This is a genomic window from Lujinxingia vulgaris, assembly GCF_007997015.1.
In the GTDB taxonomy this organism is placed as follows: domain Bacteria; phylum Myxococcota_A; class Bradymonadia; order Bradymonadales; family Bradymonadaceae; genus Lujinxingia; species Lujinxingia vulgaris.
Map to the genome: position 1 here is coordinate 37,253 of NZ_VOSM01000013.1, position 19,468 is coordinate 56,720.

16 protein-coding genes are annotated in these 19,468 nt (G+C 63.6%); 10 read left to right on the top strand and 6 right to left on the bottom strand.

The window, feature by feature from the left end; translation table 11 throughout:
• Nucleotides 1–485: 485 nt before the first annotated feature.
• Nucleotides 486–1,097: a flavodoxin domain-containing protein gene (locus FRC98_RS18485; RefSeq protein WP_146982909.1), complete on the top strand. Its 612-nt coding sequence runs from the start codon at nt 486–488 to the stop codon at nt 1,095–1,097.
• A 278-nt stretch (nt 1,098–1,375) separates the two neighbouring features.
• Here FRC98_RS18485 and FRC98_RS18490 read toward each other — a convergent pair whose 3' ends face one another.
• Nucleotides 1,376–2,845 (bottom strand): DUF6273 domain-containing protein, encoded by a 1,470-nt coding sequence (locus FRC98_RS18490; RefSeq protein WP_146982910.1) that lies wholly within the window; start codon nt 2,843–2,845, stop codon nt 1,376–1,378.
• 287 nt (nt 2,846–3,132) lie between these two features.
• On the opposite strand from FRC98_RS18490, the gene FRC98_RS18495 reads away from it, so the two are divergent.
• From FRC98_RS18495 to FRC98_RS18510, 4 genes are all read left to right on the top strand, one after another.
• On the top strand, nt 3,133–3,534 hold the full coding sequence (locus FRC98_RS18495) for a hypothetical protein (RefSeq protein WP_146982911.1): 402 nt from the start codon (nt 3,133–3,135) through the stop codon (nt 3,532–3,534).
• 325 nt (nt 3,535–3,859) lie between these two features.
• On the top strand, nt 3,860–4,327 hold the full coding sequence (locus FRC98_RS18500) for a hypothetical protein (RefSeq protein WP_146982912.1): 468 nt from the start codon (nt 3,860–3,862) through the stop codon (nt 4,325–4,327).
• Nucleotides 4,328–4,546: 219 nt separating this feature from the next.
• Complete coding sequence (locus FRC98_RS18505) at nt 4,547–5,449, top strand: pirin family protein (protein ID WP_146982913.1); 903 nt, start codon at nt 4,547–4,549, stop codon at nt 5,447–5,449.
• Between the two features lie 145 nt (nt 5,450–5,594).
• Complete coding sequence (locus tag FRC98_RS18510; RefSeq protein WP_230467779.1) at nt 5,595–7,811, top strand: RCC1 domain-containing protein; 2,217 nt, start codon at nt 5,595–5,597, stop codon at nt 7,809–7,811.
• Between the two features lie 191 nt (nt 7,812–8,002).
• On the opposite strand, the gene FRC98_RS18515 is transcribed toward FRC98_RS18510, so the two are convergent.
• The 3 genes from FRC98_RS18515 to FRC98_RS18525 are packed head-to-tail and all read right to left on the bottom strand — an operon-like array spanning nt 8,003 to nt 11,739.
• Nucleotides 8,003–8,335 (bottom strand): hypothetical protein, encoded by a 333-nt coding sequence (locus FRC98_RS18515; RefSeq protein ID WP_146982915.1) that lies wholly within the window; start codon nt 8,333–8,335, stop codon nt 8,003–8,005.
• Nucleotides 8,332–9,600 carry a hypothetical protein gene (locus tag FRC98_RS18520; RefSeq protein ID WP_146982916.1) on the bottom strand — a complete coding sequence of 423 codons (1,269 nt, stop codon included), beginning with the start codon at nt 9,598–9,600 and terminating at the stop codon, nt 8,332–8,334. The genes FRC98_RS18515 and FRC98_RS18520 overlap by 4 nt, the downstream gene beginning before the upstream one ends.
• A 54-nt stretch (nt 9,601–9,654) precedes the next feature.
• Nucleotides 9,655–11,739, bottom strand: coding sequence for a response regulator (locus tag FRC98_RS18525; protein ID WP_347342174.1), 2,085 nt, complete (start codon nt 11,737–11,739; stop codon nt 9,655–9,657).
• A gap of 556 nt (nt 11,740–12,295) precedes the next feature.
• Here FRC98_RS18525 and FRC98_RS18530 point away from each other — a divergent pair.
• The 4 genes from FRC98_RS18530 to FRC98_RS18545 all read left to right on the top strand — a co-directional run bounded on the left by FRC98_RS18530 (nt 12,296) and on the right by FRC98_RS18545 (nt 15,900).
• A complete protein-coding gene (locus FRC98_RS18530) occupies nt 12,296–13,528 on the top strand; it encodes an aminotransferase class V-fold PLP-dependent enzyme (RefSeq protein WP_230467780.1) in 1,233 nt (410 codons plus the stop codon).
• A gap of 210 nt (nt 13,529–13,738) precedes the next feature.
• Nucleotides 13,739–14,341 (top strand): TetR/AcrR family transcriptional regulator, encoded by a 603-nt coding sequence (locus FRC98_RS18535; RefSeq protein ID WP_146982919.1) that lies wholly within the window; start codon nt 13,739–13,741, stop codon nt 14,339–14,341.
• A 413-nt stretch (nt 14,342–14,754) separates the two neighbouring features.
• Complete coding sequence (locus FRC98_RS18540) at nt 14,755–15,249, top strand: cupin domain-containing protein (protein WP_146982920.1); 495 nt, start codon at nt 14,755–14,757, stop codon at nt 15,247–15,249.
• Nucleotides 15,250–15,312: 63 nt separating this feature from the next.
• Nucleotides 15,313–15,900, top strand: a complete 588-nt coding sequence (locus FRC98_RS18545; protein WP_146982921.1) for a pentapeptide repeat-containing protein — start codon at nt 15,313–15,315, stop codon at nt 15,898–15,900.
• Nucleotides 15,901–16,435: 535 nt separating this feature from the next.
• Here the strand turns inward: FRC98_RS18545 and FRC98_RS18550 are convergent.
• Entirely contained in the window at nt 16,436–17,080 is a 645-nt protein-coding gene (locus FRC98_RS18550; protein WP_146982922.1) for an RluA family pseudouridine synthase, read from the bottom strand.
• A 518-nt stretch (nt 17,081–17,598) separates the two neighbouring features.
• On the opposite strand from FRC98_RS18550, the gene FRC98_RS18555 reads away from it, so the two are divergent.
• Complete coding sequence (locus tag FRC98_RS18555; protein ID WP_146982923.1) at nt 17,599–18,501, top strand: hypothetical protein; 903 nt, start codon at nt 17,599–17,601, stop codon at nt 18,499–18,501.
• Between the two features lie 414 nt (nt 18,502–18,915).
• Here FRC98_RS18555 and FRC98_RS21765 read toward each other — a convergent pair whose 3' ends face one another.
• A complete protein-coding gene (locus FRC98_RS21765) occupies nt 18,916–19,416 on the bottom strand; it encodes a DUF892 family protein (protein WP_230467781.1) in 501 nt (166 codons plus the stop codon).
• Nucleotides 19,417–19,468: the final 52 nt, after the last annotated feature.

Consider the following 19,468-nt stretch of genomic DNA (forward strand, 5'->3'; position numbering starts at 1 on the left):
GGTAGCGCTGCTACAGCTTCATCCCTGCCTCCTTGCTGGGCTCCGCCCTGGATGCGCTCGGGTTGGGGGGCATTTGGGGAAGGGCCGAGCGTTGTGGCCGGAGGTTCGCGATGTTGGGAGTTGCCGCGGGCGTTGGGGGGTGTGCGGGTTGTGGTTGTGTGGTTGTGGGGTTGGGTGGTTGTGGGGCGCCGGGGTTTGCGGGGTGGGGCGATTCGTGAGGGCGTTGGGGGGTGTGCGTTTTGGTTGTGGGGCGCCGGGGTTTGCGGGGTGGGTCGATTCGTGAGGGCGTTGGGAGGTACGCGTTTTTGGTTGTGGGGCGCCGGTGGTTCGCGATGTTGGGGGGTGAGTGGGGGCGTTGGGTGGGGCGCGTGGGTGCGTGCACGTTGGGGTTTGAGTGCCGGCATAAACGACGTTGGTGAGGTGGGGTTCGGGTCTATTTTGGGTGTAACATCAACCACTTACGATGACTTTCGTTCGAGGGACTTATGGACACGATCACCCGACTCGCTCTTATCTACCAGGCCGACACGATCGAAACGCGGCAGGTCGCTGACGCGATCGCGACCCATCTCAAGGAGATGAGTCACCGCGTGGAGCTTTTCACCGCCGAGGCCATCCCCGAGGAGCTGGAGCTCAGCGATTATGACGGGGTGATCTTCGGGAGCGCGCTGGAGGATGGGGAGTATGCACAGCCGATCGAGGAGCTGATCGGGGAGCGGCACCGGGAGCTGCAGCATATGCCGGCGGCGTTTTTCAGCGTCAGCTTGAGCGAGCACGACGACGCTGACGCGCTGCGCGCCGAGAGTGAGCGCTGCATCGAGCGCCTGATCATTGAGACGGATTTTAATCCGGCCTTCTTCGCCTCGTTTACCACCGAGCTGCCGAGCTCAAGCCGCGGCTTTATGAAGCAGATGAGCATGGAGCCCCTCGGGAGGCGGATGGAGGGTGAGCTGGGCTTTGATATTGCGGATGAGGAGGACTACGAGACCCTGGAGGGCGCCGATGTCGAGGAGTTCGTGGAGGGTTTCTTAAGGCAGATCGCCTTTATGATCGGGCGGCCGGCGGAGCCGGCGTCGAGCTCTCCGCTTCCCTATTAGGGGAGTGTGATTCGGGGCCGGGCAATCTTCCTATAAGACGCGGGTCGCAGGACCGAGGGTCGGGCATCCTCCAGAGGTTGCTCAACCGAGGGTCGTACAAAGTCCAGTAAATACGCCGGATTGCGCGACCGAGGGTTGAACAACTTCCAGTGTGGACGCCGTCGTGCACGACCGAGGGTCGGTCATTCTCGATAAAAAAAAGAGCGCCGGCGGTGTGCCGGCGCTCTTCAAAAAAACATGTTCGGAGCGGCGAGTTGCGTGTCGCTCCGACGTGGGCGTTAGTCGAGGGTGATCACTTCAAAACGATTGCTCTCGCGCTGCACCACCAGGGTGTCGCCGTCGATGTTGATCACCGGCCGGACTCCGAAGGGGTCGCTGGTCCAGTTTCCGGCGACGAAGTCGCCAGACGTGTTCACCATCCAGGCGCTCATGGGGTATTCGCTGCCGCTGTAGGTGGTCCACATGCCGGTGCGGGTCCAGTACTGCACCGGGGTCTCGCTCTCGGCGCGTCGCTCGGCGGCGGTGGCCGGGTCGGCGAACCAGTCAAAGACCTCGCCCTCGCCAGCGACCGCCTCGCCGCCGAGCTCGGTGCGCGAGGCGATGAAGACCGCGTCGACGTCGCCGCCGGTGGTGAGGTCACCGCTGTTGATGGAGACCCAGGGAATGGTGACGGGCGTAAGTGCCTCGCTCAACGCCGGGGAGAAGGCGGCGGCGAAGTCGGCGTTGAGCCAGGTGCGCAGATCGCTTGAGCCCCAGGCGTTGGCCCAGCCGGCGTTGTAGATCGCCCGCAACGCGACGAACTCGGTGGTGCGCAGGGTCACCGAGTTGGCCAGGAAGCCGTAGTTATGATGGACCACGCGCCACTCCAGGGGAGCTTCATTCCAGACGGTGGCGCTGTCGACGACGAGCGTGCCGGTGGGAAGATCGGCGGCATACACGACCATCAGCGGGCAGATCAGCGTGGATTCCTCGCCAATCGTCAGCAGGGTGCCCTCGCCGCCCGGACAATCTTCGGAGGTGGCGTTGCCGAGCGTGACAGTGGGGGTAAGCCCGTCTTCGCCGGGGGCGCCGTTGCAGATGAATTCGCTCTCGATCACGTCTTCTTCGGCGTCGAGGCTGCCGTTGGCGTTGGCGTCGAGGCCAAACTCCAGGAGCGTGCCGCCGAACTCGCAGCTGGCCACGTCGGCGGCGCTGACGCGCATCGCCGTGTTGAGGCCCGCCTGACCCGCTTCACCGGTGGCGCCGTTGCAGATGGAGGTGCTCTCGATCACGTCTTCTTCGGCGTCGAGGATGCTGTTGGCGTTGGCGTCGAGGCCAAACTCCAGGAAGGTGCCGCCAAACTCGCACTGTGCGACCTCGGCCTCACTGGCGCGTACCACCACGTGGGCACCCGACTCGCCAGGCTGGCCGTCTTCACCGTCTTCGCCATCTTCGCCGTCGCAGATGATGTGGCTTTCATCGTCGAGGGTGATGACCACGCCACCCTCATCACACTGCTCGGCCGTGGCGTCGGTGACCTCGATCTCGGGCGATTCACCATCTTCGCCCGGGGCGCCCTGGCAGAGGACGTGCTCGGTCTCATCGATGAGGATGACCTGACCGCCGTGGGGGCATTGCTCGCTGGTGGCCTCGGTGACGCTGAGGGAGGGGCCTTCCTGGGGGGCTTCCGAGCCGCAGCCGGCCGCGGTGGAGGTGAGCAGGAGAGCGACGAGGGTGACGAGCGATGATTTCTGAGCGGTAGGCTGCAAGGAGAACTCCGAGGCAAGTGAGGGGTGCGCAGCGCGGCGGTGGCGCGAGGCGCAACGCTCGTGAAACGCGCATGGCTTGAGGGGGAGACGACTTCTGAAAAGATTGAAACAACTCTTTACACTTGCGGGGGCCGGAGTCAATCCTACGTGACGTCGAAAACGACCCGGGGACGGTTATTTTTCAGGGCATCCCGCTTCTGGAAACCGCCATCGCCGACGACATCTGGCTGACGGGCGACGCCGGTCAGACCCTCTAAACCTATTACAAACGTCAGGGCGATGAGGCGATGGCCGCCCGCTGGGCAGACCGCCTCGATGTGTGGTTCCACGATCTGGAGGAGGCGCGCAAAGAACGCGATGAGCTTACGCGCCACGATGTGCTCTTCGCGCACGATCTGAGCGCGCAGGAGGTCGAGGAGATTATGGAGGCGCTGCAGTCGCTTCCCGGCGTCAAAGAGGCCTGGCTGGCCAGCAAAGAGATGGCGCACTTTCCCGAGGAGCATTGCTACGTGCTCGGGGTTCGCGTTCGGCTCTCATTCTGGCCCCGAAAACACGTGGTCACGCTTGAAGAGCTCGGGCTGGGGCACGTTCTCCCACACCGTGAGCTGCTTGTGGTGGATGTGAGCGATTCCGGGCTGGGTTGGGCTCGAAAGATGCCCAAGCGGGTGACAGGGTCGCGGGTTTTTTAGGGTTTTTTAGGGAAGGGGCGCGTGCTCGTACTCGTACTGGTAGCGCGTGCTCGTACTGGTAGCGCGTACTCGTACTGGTAGCGCGCGTCCTCGTTCTCGTGCTGGTGGCGCGAGTTCGACTTCGTCACGAGCTCTTAAGGGGCGGGCACAATATGCCAGGCTGGTGTGCGTAAAATGTATATGCTTTGCGGGAAATGGACCGTGTCGTGACGTATTTGGGCCTTCTTTCGGTCTTTTTTCAGATGGCACGGCTCTTGCGGTGTTGAGCCCCGAGATGTTGGCACGCTGCTGTGCACGTTGGATCCATTTGCCCCGGGGTTTGACCATGTTCGACGAGTTTTCTCCGATCTACACCACCTGGTTGCGTGTCTTTCGCCATCCCAACCCCCCACAGCCGCGGATGCGCTGGCCGCTGTGGGGATTGGTTAATGTCGCATCGCTGGGCAGTATGCTGGCGATGGGGTGGGCGCTGAGTCGGGCGAGCCTGCCGTCTTTTCTGGCGGAGAGCTGGCTGGTTCTCGCGATCTGGGGCAGCGGTATCCTGGGGCCGCCGATTACGGCGGGAATTCTCGACGGGCGAGGGCGCACCGGGGCGACGCTGACGGCCTCGGGCTGGGCCTTTATCATCTGCAGTTTTGTCGCGCTGACTCTGACCGATTCGTGGAAGAACGACTGCGGGTTGGGGCAGGGGTTCATGATGTTTTTTGTGGCGATCAGCGTGGCGATCTACCCGCTGATCGTGGCTGCGGCGTTTGCGCCGGGTCGGTTGGTCCACCGCCTTCGCGCACGCTGAGCCTGAACCCATCTGTGAAGAGGTGGTTGTGTGGTTGGGTGGTTGTGAGACGCGGGGGGGGCGATGTGGGTCGATTCGTGGGGGTGTTCGGGGAATTGACAACCCGGGGCCGGCTCTTTTCGACGTATGGCGCCGAGTTGCCCGACCGTGGGTCTGTGCGCACACTCGGGGGGCGGCGCGATGGGGCGCCCCTTCTGACTCGAATTTTGTGGAGGATGTATGCTCGACATCGTCATTGATGCGCGCGCCGCCCAGCTGGGGCCTGGCTTTGAAGTGGCGCGGATTCTGCCCTATCGCAAGCGACGGATGGTCGGGCCGTTTATCTTTCTGGATCACGCCGGGCCGGTCTCACTGCGGCCGGTGATCTCCGAGGAGATGGACGTGTTGCCCCACCCGCATATCGGGCTCTCGACGATCACGTACATCTTTCACGGCAAGTGGATGCACCGCGACAGCGTGGGCTACGAGCAGGTGATCAAGCCGGGGGATGTGAACTGGATGACGGCCGGCAGCGGCGTGAGCCATTCGGAGCGTTTTGAAGACGAGTTTCGGCGCACCGGCGGGGATCTGGAGCTTTTGCAGGCCTGGGTGGCGCTGCCCGAAGAGATTGAGGAGACCGACCCCACGTTTCATCATTACGAGCAGACGCAGCTTCCCCACGATGATGCATCGGGCGTGTGGTTGCGGGTGATCGCCGGTCAGGCCTACGGTCTGAAAAGCCCCGTGCAGACCCACTCGCCGCTCTTCTATGTGCACAGCGAGCTTGCGCCGGAGGCGAGGTTGAAACTTCCCGAGGGTTACAGCGAGCGCGCCGTTTATGTGGCGCGCGGGAAGGTGGAGCTCGGCGGTCAGCTCTACAAAAAGGGGCAGCTGCTGGTGGTGGAGGCTGGCAAAGATCCGGTGATCACCGCGCGCACCCCGGCCACCGTGATGCTGCTCGGCGGCGAGCCGCTGGGGAAGCGGCATATCTGGTGGAACTTTGTGTCGTCAAGCAAGGAGCGCATCGAGCAGGCCAAGGCCGACTGGGAGGCCGGGCGCATCAAACTTCCGGTGCACGACGACGAGGAGTTCATTCCATTGCCGGGCGGCTCCAAAAAGAGCGATGCCGAACCCCTCTCCTGAGCGTTCCGCAACGTACGAGGATCGCCAGGGGGGTAAGTTGCTTCTAAGTGCCGGGTCCGCTAAAGACGTCGGGTCACCTAAAGACCTAATCTGACACATGTTTTTAGAGGTAGCCATGTCCCGGTGCGCTGTTGCACTAGTAGTTGTGATCACCCTTTTCTTAAGTGCCTGCGGTGGGGGCGATACCGATCGTCGTCGCAATGACGATGAGAACGCCTGCGTGCCCTCCTGCCAGGATGGGTTTAGCTGTGTGGCGGGTACCTGTTATGTGCGCGTGCAGCCTGAAGATTGTGGGGAGGGCGAGGAGTTCGACCCTTCGTACCGGGTCTGTCTGGTGCCCTCGTGTGAGGACACGGTTCAGAACGGGGGTGAGGAGGGCGTGGACTGCGGGGGGCCCTGCGAGCTGAGCTGTGAGGACGAGCCGGTGGAGCCGACCTGCGATGATGGCATTCAGAACGGGGGTGAGGAGGGCGTGGATTGCGGGGGGGCCTGCGGGCTGAGCTGTGAGGACGAGCCGGATGTCGATCCACCCACCTGCGATGATGGCATTCAGAACGGGGGTGAGGAGGGCGTGGACTGTGGCGGCTCCTGCGAGGAGGCCTGCGCTGCTGCACCGAGCTGTGAGGATGGCATTCAGAACGGGGGTGAAGAGGGCGTGGATTGCGGGGGCCCCTGTGAGCAGGCCTGTGAGATTCCGGCGAGCTGTGGCGATGGCCAGGTGCAGGGCGAAGAGCAATGCGACCATGGTGGCACCGTGGAGCTGGCCTGCGCCTACGGTGAGGCCAGCTGTGAGGTGTGCAACGCGCAGTGTCAGCTCGTGGCCGGGCAGAGCTCGGGCTACTGCGGCGACGGGGTGGTGCAGTCCGACGAGGGTGAAGGTTGCGACCATGGCGGCAGCCCCGAGACCGAGTGTGAGGCCGGTGAGACGAGCTGCCAGGTGTGCAACGCGCAGTGCGAGCTTGTCGACGTGGAAGTTGAGTCCGGCTGCGGCGACGGGGTGGTGCAGAGCGGCGAAGATTGCGATCACGGCGGCAGCCCCCAGACGAGCTGCGCCTACGGTGAGGAGAGCTGCCAGGTGTGCAACGCGCAGTGTCAGGAGGTCGCCGGTCGGGTCACCGGTTATTGCGGCGACGGTGTGATGCAGCCTGCCCATGAGGGCTGTGACGGGGGCGACCTCGACGGGGCCACCTGCACCTCGGTGGGATCAGCGGGCGGCGCGCTCAGCTGTGACGCGAGCTGTGAGCTGGATCAGAGCGCGTGTCTGGACGTGGAGATCGCCGAGCTCACATCGGGCTTTGCGCATACCTGTGTGCGCACCACCAACGGTCAGGTGTACTGCTGGGGTCGCAACGACGACGGGCGCCTGGGCGATGGCACCACCATCTACAAGGCGCAGCCCACGCTGGTGCCGGGGCTCAGCAATGTGACGAAGATCTCGGCCGGTGGCTATCACACCTGCGCGATTCAGCAGGGCGGCACGCTCTCATGCTGGGGAGGAAATCAGACGGGTCAGCTTGGCAACGGGACTGTCGTCGACGCTCTCACGCCCACGCCGGTGGTGTGGGCGGGCACACCTCCGGTGGTGACCACGGTGAGCGCGGGATCAACGCATACCTGCGCGATCGTCAGCGGCGGGCAGGCCTACTGCTGGGGCAGCGATGAATCTGGCAAACTTGGCAGCGGCGGGGCAGTTCCATCAAGCAGTCCTCTGACACTGCCGACGCCGGTGTCGGGTCTGGCCGACGCCACGCAGATCCACGCCGGGCGGTACCACAGTTGTGCTCGCCGTCAGCTCAACGGACGCTATGTATGCTGGGGACGTAACAGCTACGGTGAGCTTGGTGATGCGGGTTATTTTGGTTCCAGCTCAACTGTGCCGCGTCAGGTTGATGACGCCGATTATATCTCCGGCTTTCTCTCCGGCCCCTATGTTGCGGCCGGAGATCGTTACTCATGCGCGCGAGGGACGTTCGGCACGATTTACTGCTGGGGAAGCCCCGCCTACGGACAGCTCGGAGACAGCTCGACGCCTTCGACCTCACGCCCCAATGAGGTGTTTGGCGGGCCGGGTTCGGCGGATTTTCTGAGCGTTGGGGAGCGCCACGTGTGTGCGGTAGCCAGCGGTACGGTCTACTGCTGGGGCAGCGGCCAGTACGGGCGGCTGGGCCTGGGCGACACCGATAACTTCTACGAGCCCTTTGCGCTGACGATGCCCTCGGCCATCGATGTGCAGGTGGGCGGGATGCACACCTGCGCGCGCCTGACCGACGGCGGAGTGATGTGCTGGGGACGCAACTCCCACGGTCAGCTGGGCGACGGCACGCAGGTCGATCGCACGACGCCGGTGCGCGTGCAGTTTTAAGCTGCACGACCGACCCTCGGACGTGCATCACGTAGACGTGGTGCGGGTGAGGTACGACCGGGGGTCGGACATTCGAGCGAAAATTCGGGGCTATGATACGACCGAGGGTCGGTCATCACGAGGGTGATGTGACCGACCCTCGGTCGCGTTTCACGTAGACGTGGAGCGGGTGAGGCACGACCGGGGGTTGGTCATTTTTGGCACGACGCCAGCGCGCGGTCGACCTGTTCGGCCAGGGCGCTGGCAGCGCTGACGCGATCTTCTCGGGGGGTGGCGTAATGCATCCGAAGTTGCAGTCGACCGGTGGCGGGCACCACCAGCAGGCGGTGCTCCTCGGCGCTGAAGAAGACCCACATCGGGAGGTTGGAGGCCTGGCCGCTCCGGGTAAGCCCGACGCCTTCGAGCGCTGCGGGCATGGCGTCGAGGTTGGTGCCCTCGGGGAGATCGAGGCGCCAGAGAAGATCGTCGATGCACGCCCGGTCTTTTCGCAGGTTGAGCGGCGCATCGATCTCCGAGGTGCTCATCGGATCTGCCGGGTCACGATGACTTCGCAATGATCGTCGCCGCAGCTGACGCAGTGGGTCTGCTCGGCCTGCCACTGGTTGTCGGGATCGTTGCTCATCTGGTCGTAGAACTCCGGCGTGAACGCCGGCGTCGAGCTCCAGTCGACGGCGTGGCCGAGCTGCGCGATGGCCTCACACGCCCCCTCAAAGAGGTAGCACGAGGGGGTGGAGCCCTCGCCATGGCGCAGCTTGTAGTAGGGGCCTTCATAGGTGGAGGGCGCCTGGAGGATGAGCAGCCGTCCCGGCTCAAAGTCGGCCACCGACCACCTCCCGAAGCCTAAGCCCCGGGCGATCGTGCAGGAATGAAGCGCGACGGTGAGCGCGTCGCGCTCGCTGGTGCCGGTGAGCGCCTCCCACTCCGGCGAACCGATGATGCCGCCGAAGGTGTTAAAGCCGCACATCCGGCCGGCCTCGCGCAGCAGCCCGGCCGAGACCCGCGCAAAGCTCTCGTGGCGCTGGCGCAAGGTCTCGAGCATCTCGTAGGAGAGGCGGTTGTAGATGTTGACCGGGCTGAAGGTCACAAAGACGCCAAACGCCTCAATCAGCCCGCGCTCATCACCTTTGACACCCGAGAGGAAGTCGCGCAGACCCTCGGTCAGGCGCTGGACCTCGTCTTCGGAGCGGCCGCCGAAGCTTTTGGGGAGCACATCGAGCGTGGCCTGGCGGGTCACCGGTGGCTCCAGGGGCTGGGTGCCTTCGACGCGGCGCAGGCGGAACTCGCAGCTCTGATGGCCCATAGCCAGGCAGAGGGTCTCGGTGGCTTCGACCTCGTGGGGAGGAAGATCGAAGGCGACGGCCATTGCGGCGGCTGCAAAGCCTGCGGCCAGGGCGTCGGCCGGAGAGTAGCGGGGCTGGTCGCCGAACTTCTCGCGCCAGCTGTAGCTGGAGTGCAGGGTGCGGCCCAGGGCCACGCCGCCCTGCGCGTTGAGGCCGCTGAGCTCCAGGCGGCCGTGCCCCCAGGTGCGAAAGAGATCTTCGGCGAGTTGGAGGCGCGCGGCGGGATCGGCGATGTTGAGCTCGAGGACGGCGCGGTTGAGCAGGGCCCAGAAGAACTCGCGGGCCGCCTCGGTGCGCAGCTTCGCGCCGCCGGCAAGCCCCAGCGCGTCGTTGACGGTCTTGTCGATAAAGAGGTTGTAGTGATGGCAGTGCCCGCAGACGGGCGTCTCCGCCACAAATCGCAGGTCGTACTCGGGGCTCCAGCGTTCCAGATCATGCAGGGGGCTCATGGCGACTCCAACGACGGGGGTGGGGAGACGTACAGCGAAACTCAGAAAAGACGCTCAGCTGAGCGCCGGGGCAAGCGGGCGGCGGGCGCCGGGGGCGACCAGACGGTCGACCTCCTCGACGAGCTCGGCGCCGGTGAAGTTGCCTTTGCGCATCACCCGCTCGGTGACCTGCTGGAGCTGTTGCAGCTCTTTGCGGGAGAGCTGGCGGGCGGTGACCACGATGACCGGGATCTCGCTCAGCGCGGGGTCGGCGCGCAGCACCTCCAGAAACTCAAAGCCGTCCATCTCGGGCATCATCAGATCGAGGAGGATGATGTCGGGGAGGTTGTCGGCATTGAGCGTGCGCAGATGATCGATGGCCTTGCGGCCGTGGATGGCGGTGGTGGTCTGCCAGCCGGCGTTTTGCAGGGTGCGATCCATGATCTCGCGCGTGGCGTCATCGTCTTCCACCACCAGCGCCTGCAACTCGCCGCGCTCCAGCTCGAAGCGCTGGAGGGTGCGCAGGAGGACGTCGCCGCTGACGGGTTTGACCAGGTAGTCGTCGGCGCCGAGCGCGAAGCCTTTTTTGCGGTCGACGACCATCGTGAGCATGACGACGGGGATGTGGGCGAGCTCCGGGTCGTGTTTGAGCTCGGCCAGGGTGTCCCAGCCGCTGCGGCCGGGCATCATCACATCGAGGGTGATGGCCGAGGGGCCGACGGCGCGGGCCATGCGCAGGCCCTCATCGCCGCTGATGGCGCTGACGACGCGGTAGCCGGCGCGGCCGAGCTGGCGACGCAGCAGCTCATGGACGGTCTCGCTGTCGTCGATGACCAGGACGGTGTGGTCGTTGCGGGCGGCACGCGGCAGGGCGGCGGCCTCGTCGATGGCGTTGAGCGCCTCGCTGGCCACCAGCGGTGCGGGCAGATGCACGCTGAAGGTGGAGCCTTCGCCGGGGCTGCTGGTGGCGTTGATGAAGCCGCCCATCATGCGGCAGAAGTGCTGCGTAATGGTGAGTCCCAGACCGGTGCCGCCGTACTGGCGGGTGGTGGAGTTGTCGGCCTGGGTGAAGGGCTCAAAGAGCTCGTCGATCTTCTCCTGGACCACGCCGATGCCGGTGTCGGTGACATCGAAGACGAAGTTCTCGCCGGGGCCGGTGTCTTCGCGGCGCACGTTGAGGGTGACGCGGCCGCCCTCTGTGAACTTGCAGGCGTTGCTCAGGAGGTTGATGAGGATCTGGCGCAGCTTGATGCGGTCGGCGCGGATCGTGCCCAGGCCTTCTTCGGCGACGACCTCAAAGTGGTTGTTTTTCTCGCGGGCCACCGGCTCAATGGTGGAGACGACATCATCAATAAGCTCGCCAAGATCGAAGCTCTCCCAGACGATCTCGTGGCGACCGGCCTCGATCTTGGAGAGGTCGAGGATGTCGTTGATCAGGCTTAAGAGGTGCTTGGCGGCGGTGTAAATCTTGCCGAGATCGGGGGTGATCTCGTTGTAGCCAAAGACCTCGGCGTCTTCGCGAATAAGTTCGGTGTAGCCGATGACGGCGTTGAGCGGGGTGCGCAGCTCGTGGCTCATATTGGCCAGAAAGCTGCTCTTGGCCTGGTTGGCCTCGATGGCCTGGTCGCGGGCGCGGGTGATCTCGTCGTTGAGGCGCTGGAGGCGGTCGGCGACCTCTTTTTGTTCGGTGACGTCGCGGATCACGCAGACAGCGCCGACGACAACGCCGTCGCGCTCAATGGGGCTGAGGATGTAGGAGACGGGCAGCGCGCTGGCACCGTTGCGCTCCAGAAGCCCGTCGTCGTCGCGCAGCGTGGCCCCGGAGTTGAGCAGGGTCTGGGCGCTGCGCTCGGGCTCGGTGGCTGGCTGGTCGGGGTCGGTGTGGTCGACGCCCAGGCGCTCCAGAAGTTTGAAATCGTCGTCGAGTGTGCCTCTGAAGAGGCGGGTGGCGGCCGGGTTGGCAAAGAGCAGGCGCCCGCGACGATCGATGGCGCAGACCCCGTCTTCCACCGCACTGAGCAGAGATTGCAGCTTCTCACGCTCCTCATTGACCTTAGACTCAAGCTGGCGCGAGGACTCACCCAGGGTGTCCAGGGTCTGGTTAAGCAGAAAGGCGTTATGCTCCGATTCCGCGCAGATCTGATTGATACCGACGAGCAGGCGGGCTCAGGTAGCCTCATCGGGAAGGGCCTGAGCGTCGTCGATATCCAGCGTTTCAAAAAGTGTGCGCAGTCGGGGGTGGATCGCCATAGGGGGAGTCCCGGGGGCAGGGGCAGAGGCAGGTGGGCCCGGTGTTTGTGGCGAGAAGATGATCGCAAAACACAAGGAAGCACGGTAGCTTAAGGCGTCAGGATGTAGACTAAGTGTCTGCTTACATTTCTCGCAGTCCCCGTAGGGTGCGTCAAGCGTTACACGCCCGGCTCCCCCGCGCGGGGGGCAGGGCGGACGTGAAATCGGGGCGAGGGCGAGGTCGATGGCCTGTGCCCCAGGGGCAGAGAAGGCTTCGGGGGAGTCCGGGGGCGGGATCGTGTTATAGATGTAGGGCAGGCTACCATCGAAGTCGTGTCTTCTGGATGGAGAGCGTCGCTTTTTGCCGGTGTATCTCACCTGTGTGGCTGGCGAGCGCGCATCGATCACCACCGCGTACTGCTCACGGAGTATGAACCCAGGGGTGCCAATGGAACCGGAACGAAGCGCAGCAGTAGAGGCCAGCACAATGAGTGAGTCTGCCAGTCTTGCGGCGCGGGTGCGCGAGCAGATCCCGGCGTTGCGCCATGAGGGTGGCGAGGCTGCGCGGCGCTGGGCGTATCTGGACAGCGCGGCGACGACGTTGACGCCGCAGCCGGTGATCGACGCGTTGAGTGATTTTTATGCCACCGAGACCGGCTCGGCGGGGCGAGGGGGGCATTGGAGGGCGCGGCGCTCGACCGGGCGCTACGAGGCGGCTCGGGAGCGGGTGGCGGCGTTTCTGGGGGCTGAGACGAGCGCCTCGGTGGTGTTTACGCGCGGGGCAACGCACGCGCTCAACCTGATTGCAGGCGGACTTCGCGGGGCGCTTCGGGAGGGCGATGAGGTTGTGGTCAGCGCGATGGAGCATCACGCCAACCTGCTGCCCTGGCGCGCGCTGGCCGAAGCGAGCGGCGCGAGGTTGCGGGTGCTTCCGCTCAATGAGCGTGGCGAGCTGGATATGGACGCGGCCGAGGCGATGATCGGCGCGCGTACGGCGGTTGTGGCGCTGACGCATGTCTCCAATGTGTTGGGGACGGTCAACCCGGTGGACGAGCTTGTGGCGATGGCGCGCCAGCACGGCGCGTTGAGTGTGATCGATGGCTCGCAGAGTGTGGCGCATCGGGCGGTCGATGTGACGACGCTGGGGTGTGACTTCTTTGTGTGTTCGGCCCACAAGATGTACGGCCCGACCGGGGTGGGAGTGCTCTATGGTCGGCCCGAGGCCCTGGAGCGGCTGCGTCCGGTGGAGCTGGGAGGAGGCATGATGACCTCGGTGACGGAGGAGGAGGTCGTCTTCGCCGAGCTTCCCAACCGGCTGGAGGCGGGCACGCCGCCGGTGGCGCAGGCGGTGGGGCTGGCTGCAGCGATCGCGTGGATGGAGGGGTTCGGGATGGAGGCGCTGCAGCGTCATGAAGAAGAGCTTACGGCCTATGCGCTGGGGCGCTTTGAGGCGGTTGAAGGGCTGGAGGTGGTGAGGCGTCCGCGGCAGCGTTCGGCGGTGATCGCCTTTGGTCTGCGCGGGGTGGACGCCTACGACCTGGGTGAGCTGCTCGACGCGCAGAATGTGGCGGTGCGTGTGGGCTCGCATTGCGCGCATCCGCTGGTGCGGGCGTTAGGGTTGTGCGCGACGGCTCGCGCATCGTTTGGCGCCTACACCGATCGCGACGACGTCGATGCGCTCATTGAGGCGCTGATGCAGGCAACGCATTTCTCCAGATAAGCGCGGTGTCGCGCGGTTGGGGGGCTTTCGCGTGGGGCCCCCGGTGTTAGTCTGGGTGATGGGCGCGGCGCCTGACCGATCATCGGCGTTGGTCAATCTCGGCGTTGGTCAATCTCGGCGCTGGCCAATCGGAGGCGGCTCAGCCACACTAAGCGCTCTCCTTACAACGCGCGGCATACGAACGTTTTGATTGAAGTGACGAGCTCCCGTATGGGTGATGCAAACCGACAGCGCCTGGGTCATGTGGAGGCTCGCGAGCGCATCCTGGAAGCGGCGGCGGTGGTCTACAACCAGCGCGGCCAGGCGATGACCGTGGAGGAGATCGCCACGCAGGCCGGCTATTCGACCTCGGCGCTCTACAAGCATTTTGCCAATCGCGATGACATCCTCTGCACGTTGTGGCGATCGGTGCGCGCGCGCATCACCGAGGTGATGATGCAGGCGCCTCCCGAGGATCTTTGTTTTCGGGAGCGCACCCGCTGGCTGCTCTACCGCCTGGCGGAGTTCGCCGAGGAGGAGCGCGAGCTTTATGTGGCGGCGATGGTCAACGCGCCGATGGGACCGCCGTCCGGGAAGGTGGATGAGGAGATTCTGACAACCTACCGCGCCAACCAGCGCGTGTGGCTGGAGCTGATGGAGGAGGGCATCGCCGCCGGGGAGCTGCGCGAGGCCGATCCCATCGATTATGTACTGGCGCTGGGGGGGCATCTGCACTCCCTGACGATTCACTGGGCGTTTGAGGGGCCATTCGCGCTCAAGCCGGCAATCGATCGGGTGCTGGAGATTTTTATTGAGGGGGCGGGGCGGCGTTGAAATCACGCTGAGATGTTGGACCGGGGGATGGTCGAGTGCGCGACCGAGGGATGGTCGATCGTGAGGCTGTATGCGGTCGATGTTCGACCGAGGGATGGTCGATCGCGAGGATGTATGCGGTCGATGTTCGACCGAGGGATGGTCGATCGCGAGGATGTATGCGGTCGATGTTCGACCGAGGGATGGTCGATCGCGAGGATGTATGCGGTCGATGTTCGACCGAGGGATGGTCGATCGCGAGGATGTATGCGGTCGATGTTCGACCGAGGGATGGTCGATCGCGAGGATGTATGCGGTCGATGTTCGACCGAGGGATGGTCGATCGCGAGGACTTATGCGGTCGATGTTCGACCGAGGGTTAAACACGTTCAGGATCGTTGGGGAGCGTTAAGGGGCCAGAGCCAGGAGTATTTATGAGTCAGTCGCATCGTGTGCATCCCGACGAGCTGGAATGGCGAGAGCAGTCTCATGGAGAGCGTTTTGCCAGCCGGCGAAAGCAGCTCGGTAAGGCGGCCGGCGCGCAGCGTCTGGGGTGCAGCCTTTTTGAGGTGCCGGTGGGGCGAGCGGCGTTTCCTTTTCATGCCCACCTGGGAAATGAGGAGGCGCTCTACATCCTCAGTGGTAGCGGGGAGGTTCGTCATGGCGAGTCGCGCTATCCGGTGGGGGCCGGGCATTTTGTTGCGTTTCCGGCCGGTGTCGAGCACGCCCACCAGGTGATCAACACGGGCACCGAGGTGCTGCGCTACCTGGTGGTCTCCACGATGAACGCCCCGGATGTGATGCTCTACCCCGACAGTGACAAGATCGGGGTGATGGGGGGTGAAGCACCCGGCGGTGATGCGTCCAAACGCACGCTCAATGTCTTCTTGCCGCTCTCGGCGGAGGTCGGCTATTGGGAGGGGGAATGATGTTCGACCTCCCTCCAGGCCCGGTTCCGGGCCTCACTCTCCCCTCGCAGCGTGTGTCTCGTGATGAGCGATCTTCCCTCCCCTGACGCCTACCTCAACGCCACCATCAACGACGCTGATTTTACGCATCAGCGCCCCTTCGAGCAGGAGGTCTATGCCTGCGAGTTCGTCGACTGTGAGTTTCTGGGGGCGGATCTTCGTCAGATCGCCTTTGTCGACTGCACCTTTCGGGGCTGCAACCTCGCCATGGTCAAACTCGCCGGCGCCCGCCTGCAGGGCGTGCGTTTTGTGGACTGCAAGTTGATGGGTGTGAGTTTTTTTGAGGTGAGTGACTTCGGGTTCAGTGTGGGCTTTGAGGGGAGCAACCTCAACTACGCGTCGATGCGCTCGCTGAATCTGCGCCAGACGTCTTTTGTGCGCTGCAGCCTCCAGGAGAGTGACCTCTATGAGGCCGATCTGCGGCAAGCGAGTTTTGAGGAGAGTGACGTGGCGGGGGTGAGCTGGGAGCGGGCCAACCTGGAGGGGGCCGATCTTCGAGGGGCGCTCAACCTGGTGCTCGATCCGGCCAAAAGTCGAACCCGGGGCATGAAGGTGCGTCTGGAGCAGCTACCCGGGTTGGTGTCGCGTTTCGGGTTGAAGATCGAGGGGTAGTCGGGGGGAGGGGATGCTCAACCTACGGATGAGCAAAGTGGCGAAAAGTCGGGGGTATGTACGACCCACGGGGGGATGTACGACCCACGGATGAGCAAAGTGGTTGAAAGTCCTGGGGAAGATGTACGACCCACGGATGAGCAAAATCGGCGAAAAGTCGGGGGTATGTACGACCCACGGATGAGCAAAGTGGTTGAAAATCCTGGGGAAGATGTACGACCCACGGATGAGCAAAGTGGTTGAAAGTCCTGGGGAAGATGTACGACCCACGGATGAGCAAAATCGGCGAAAAGTCGGGGGTATGTACGACCCACGGATGAGCAAAGTGGTTGAAAATCCTGGGGAAGATGTACGACCCACGGATGAGCAAAGTGGTTGAAAGTCCTGGGGAAGATGTACGACCCACGGATGAGCAAAATCGGCGAAAAGTCGGGGGTATGTACGACCCACGGATGAACGAAGTCAGCGTGATTCGACGCCAAGTGAGCGAAGTAAGTTCAGTTGGGGGGTATGTACGACCCACGGATGCGCGAAGTTAGCGTGATTCGACGCCAAGTGAGCGAAGTAAGTTCAGTTGTGCGTCGAGCTCGGGGGCCAGGGGGGCTTCGAAGATGCGTCCGTCAGGAAGTTCAAGTCGCAGCGCATGAAGCCAGAGGCGGCCGGGAAATCCGGGAACTCGCAGGAACTTTTTGGGTTTGTAGCGCGCCTCCCCGACGATGGCGTGGCCCGCACGCTGAAGGTGCTGGCGAATCTGGTGTTTTCGCCCGGTCGCCGGCGTGACGCGCAGGTAGGAGCAGGAGACAAAACGCTCCAGCGTCTCCACCCGGGTCAGCGCGCTGAGGGGGCGCCCACGGCGTCGATCGAAGAGAGGAGCATCCAGCGTCATCGTGTCGGGCGTCGACCCGTAGACAAGCGCCCGGTACTCCTTACGCACGGTATTTTGGGCAAACCAATCGCCGAGCTGCGCCCGCAGCTCAGGGGATGGCGACATCAGCACAAGGCCGCTGGTCTCGCGGTCGAGGCGATGAACCGGCGCGGCATCGGAGTTGCCGATCTGGGCGTTGAGCCAGCTGACCAGGTCCTGCATCGTGGGGTCGTTGGTGGGGTGGACCACCCAGCCGGCGGGTTTGTTGACGACAAAAAGATTGTTGTCGGCTGATAGCAATGTAGGGGCGTTCATGGCGGGACCGTGTCGAGTGGCGCGACCGGGGGTTGGTCAGCGAGCTGTGAAGTTGCGGGTGATAGGCGACCGGGGGTTGAGCATCAAGGATGATTCGGGTTTTCAGACGAGGCATTTCGTAGAGGTTGCCTCAGACGCGGAGGCAAAGGTCGGTCGGGAGCGCGGGGGTTGAAGTGGCGTCAGAGGTCGAATGACGACGTCTGGAATCGCGGAAATCCGCATGGTTGCGCGACATCGTACGACCGGGGGTTGGGCCATTCTGGCGCGAATTTTGAGGGTGATGTCCGACCGAGGGTTGGTCGAAGTTGGGAAAAATGACCGACCGAGGGCTGGTCGAAGTGAAAAATCGCGCATCGTGAACGAGCTGCCAGGGAGGCATCTGCGAAAAAAGTTCGACGTACGCGCAAGATCTCCGTCGGCCTGTCGATAACAGACAAACGACGTCTGACCTCGACCCATGACCGGAGAAACCTGCCATGACGCAACCCCGCTGCCACGTTGAAAATCAGGTCGCTGTGATGAGCCGTCGCACTCACGATCGCGAGTTTTTGCTGCGCCCGGACGCCTCAATGAACGCGATCCTGCGCTACGAGATCGCGCGATCTGCTGCGCGTCATGGTCTGCGCATCCACGGTTTCGTCGGCATGTCGAACCACGTCCACGTGCTGGCCACCGATGTGCACGCCACGCGCAGCGGGTTTATGCGCGATGCGATGGCCGGGGTGGCTCGGGCGCGCAACCGCGATCTCGACCGAAGTGGCTATTTCTGGGACGCGCGCGGGTATCACGACATGGTGGTGCTCGATCAGCAGGCGCTGGTCAGGCAGCTGATTTACATATGGCTCAACCCGGTGCGCACCGGTGAATGTGACCACCCCGAGGAGTGGCCGGGTATGATGATCTTGCCTCGTGACTGGGGAAAGCCGATGCGGGTTATGAAGCCGGAGGGGTATGGAAGACGCTCCGAAAAGTTTGTGGAGTTTACTCCGACGCCCCCGCCCGGCTACGAGAACATGAGCCTGGAAGAGGTGCAGGAGCACTTTGAAACCCTCCTGGAGGAGGGGCTTCAGGAGGCGCTCGCTGAGCGAGAATCGGAGAAGGCCGGTGAGGTTAAAGTGCTGGGACTTCCTACGAGCACGCGCCCCTCGATCCCCTGTCCGCGCGTGCAGAAAGCGCCGCGATTTGTTGCCAGCGCCGCCGAGGTGCTTGAGGCGGCGGAACGCCAGTACAAGACCTTCGTCTGCGTCTATGAGCGGGTGCGTTTGCGGTGGAAAAGCAAGAAGACCGGCGTCGTTTTCCCCTGCGGAACGCTCTGGTTAAAGCAACATGCTCGGGTAAGTTGCCAGCCGGCCGGGCCCGAGGTGCTTGCGCACTGCCTGGGGCATTGCCCCCCGGGGGCCTTCCCCGGCGAAGGCGCCTGAGGTCCTTTTTAGAACTCAGAGAGTGAGGCAAGCGCGCGTCGTTTCTGGTGTCGCGCCTGCTTAAACGCGGGGGGCGTTGGAGATGCGGCCCGCGCCCGGCGCCCTCAACCCCTCCGGCTCAGACGTGGGCCGACGAGGGCTGAGGTGTATTTAAATGCGCCGCAAATCGAGCGAGATCCGGGGCCAGGGATGCTTGAAACGCCGGATCAGCCGGGCGTGAGGGGAAAAAATACGAAAATTCGCGTGTCTTGCTGCCCCTGACCACGCCACCACGACGTCCAACCCTCGGTTGATCACAACCCTTATGATGTCCGACCCTCGGTTGGGATGTACGCGCGCAGGTAGGGGCCGAAGTCTGGTTGGCAATGTGGTGTCAGGCGCGTGCACAGATTGCAAGCAACGCTGCAATCAGACTCAGCCTTGCAGCATATTGTTCTCAACCCCGGCACGAATCATCTGGGGAAGGTTATCGTTGAAAAAGGTGAGCATCGCGCGCTCATCCTCCAGAATGTCGGAGCAAATGCTGGCGATCTCATCTTCTCCCAGCTTCTCCGCCAGCGCGATGATGGCCTGGTACATCGAGATCTCCAACTCCTCACTGGCCGCGCCGATCAGGGTGTCTTTGACAAAGGTGTTGTCCAGAAACCCCGTAAAGCCCGCCTGTGCCGCGCCGGCAAAGCTTGACGCCTTCGCGCGCAGCTCCGGAGCATCCGAGCCCAGATCTTCCAGGCAGTGTTTTACCAACTCGCAGTGGCGTTTGGTCTCGCGCGTGTGCTCGTGCAGGCGAGCCTGCAACTCCGGAAACTCCCGGGCGTGTTTGGCCTGCTGCGCAAGCGCCTTGCTGAGCGTCTTCTCCAGTGTATATGCGCCTTCAAGCCACTTGATCAGCAGCTGACGATGATGATCGGTGCTCATGATGCCTCCTGTTGAAACGTCCTCAAAAGACGTTGCCTCGTCGACGAAGACC

Coding starts and splice junctions, on each gene's coding strand:
- FRC98_RS18485 (WP_146982909.1), top strand. CDS start 486: ATGGACACGATCACCCGACTCGCTCTTATCTACCAGGCCGACACGATC.
- FRC98_RS18555 (WP_146982923.1), top strand. CDS start 17,599: ATGAGCCGTCGCACTCACGATCGCGAGTTTTTGCTGCGCCCGGACGCC.
- FRC98_RS18515 (WP_146982915.1), bottom strand. CDS start 8,335: ATGAGCACCTCGGAGATCGATGCGCCGCTCAACCTGCGAAAAGACCGG.
- FRC98_RS18505 (WP_146982913.1), top strand. CDS start 4,547: ATGCTCGACATCGTCATTGATGCGCGCGCCGCCCAGCTGGGGCCTGGC.
- FRC98_RS18545 (WP_146982921.1), top strand. CDS start 15,313: ATGAGCGATCTTCCCTCCCCTGACGCCTACCTCAACGCCACCATCAAC.
- FRC98_RS18520 (WP_146982916.1), bottom strand. CDS start 9,600: ATGAGCCCCCTGCATGATCTGGAACGCTGGAGCCCCGAGTACGACCTG.
- FRC98_RS18540 (WP_146982920.1), top strand. CDS start 14,755: ATGAGTCAGTCGCATCGTGTGCATCCCGACGAGCTGGAATGGCGAGAG.
- FRC98_RS18550 (WP_146982922.1), bottom strand. CDS start 17,080: ATGAACGCCCCTACATTGCTATCAGCCGACAACAATCTTTTTGTCGTC.
- FRC98_RS18535 (WP_146982919.1), top strand. CDS start 13,739: ATGGGTGATGCAAACCGACAGCGCCTGGGTCATGTGGAGGCTCGCGAG.
- FRC98_RS18500 (WP_146982912.1), top strand. CDS start 3,860: ATGTTCGACGAGTTTTCTCCGATCTACACCACCTGGTTGCGTGTCTTT.
- FRC98_RS21765 (WP_230467781.1), bottom strand. CDS start 19,416: ATGAGCACCGATCATCATCGTCAGCTGCTGATCAAGTGGCTTGAAGGC.
- FRC98_RS18530 (WP_230467780.1), top strand. CDS start 12,296: ATGAGTGAGTCTGCCAGTCTTGCGGCGCGGGTGCGCGAGCAGATCCCG.
- FRC98_RS18495 (WP_146982911.1), top strand. CDS start 3,133: ATGGCCGCCCGCTGGGCAGACCGCCTCGATGTGTGGTTCCACGATCTG.